The organism is Segatella copri (assembly GCF_003465495.1).
Classification (GTDB): Bacteria; Bacteroidota; Bacteroidia; order Bacteroidales; family Bacteroidaceae; genus Prevotella; species Prevotella copri_G.
Window position 1 is genome coordinate 1 of sequence record NZ_QSAV01000120.1, and the last position, 1032, is coordinate 1032.

A 1032-nucleotide genomic window follows, 5' to 3' on the forward strand; every position below is an offset into this window, starting at 1 on the left:
CTTATCTTCTCAACAAACTCTCAACAAATGGTTCTTTTCAACAAAATCACTGGGCAAAAGAGAAAGACAGGCATTAGCTGTCATGTTTTCTCTTTTCAACAGTCTCTTTCTTTTGTTGAGAGATTTGTTGAGAAAATGTTGAGCCTTAAATACTTGATATTCAACACTTCTTTCATCATATTCAACAATTCAACAAAATTATATGCTATTTAGCTTGTCCATCGTTACAGTGTAGAACCTGCCCACACGTTTTGTTGGCGAGTAGTGACCGCTGCTATTGTTGTTGTACTCGTATGAGGTGTAGGTGAGGGCGTTCTCTGAAGGTTGCAGCTTCCAACAGTCCTGCACTATCTTTCGCACAAGGTGCTTCTCCGCTTTCACGTGGTTGCATTGCAACAAGGCGATTGCGTCATTGAGGCAGAATTGCAAACTGTCGGTTTGGGTGTTCTCCATGACCTCAAGGAACAGCTCCGACATTTCCACCTCAAGTCTGTTACGGTTGCAGCGTATGATTCTCCTCAGAGCATCGGTCGCTATCTGTTCGGGGGCGAACCACATTCGGCTCTTGTGCTCTGTGGAGAGCGTTCTGCCTTGCAGATGGAACAGAAAAGCGGGTATCTCCGCCTTCAGTTTCTCCAAGAAGTCGGTATCGTCAGATTGCAACGATGAAATCTTCCTCACCCAATATCGGGTCTCGCCCTCGTCAATGATGACAGGGAGTGATTCGTTGTTGGAGCACAGCACGAACTTGGCAAAGAAGGAAATCTCGTTCCTGTCCTTGCCCTTGGCTTCCACCTTGTACGAGAGGGTGGTGCTGAGGTTCTTCAACCGCTCGGAATCCTCCCTGCGACTGAGCAACACCTCGTCCACGACAATCAGCAGCTTGCCAGCCCAATCGGAATTGAACTGACTGCGGAAGTCCTCGTTGGTGTTGAATGTCACGTTGTCTTGGAACAATGCTTTCAGAAAGTTCAAGAACGTGGTCTTGCCTGTGTTCCTCTCCTCTGATACGAGCAGCAGAATGGGCAACTT

At 47.3% G+C, this 1032-nt stretch carries 1 protein-coding gene; it reads right to left on the reverse strand.

Annotation, left to right across the window (positions count from 1 at the left end; all coding sequences use genetic code 11):
* Positions 1-198: 198 nt before the first annotated feature.
* Positions 199-1032 (reverse strand): primase-helicase family protein (locus DWV53_RS15350; RefSeq protein ID WP_118155477.1); only part of this gene is annotated, 834 nt, incomplete at its 5' end.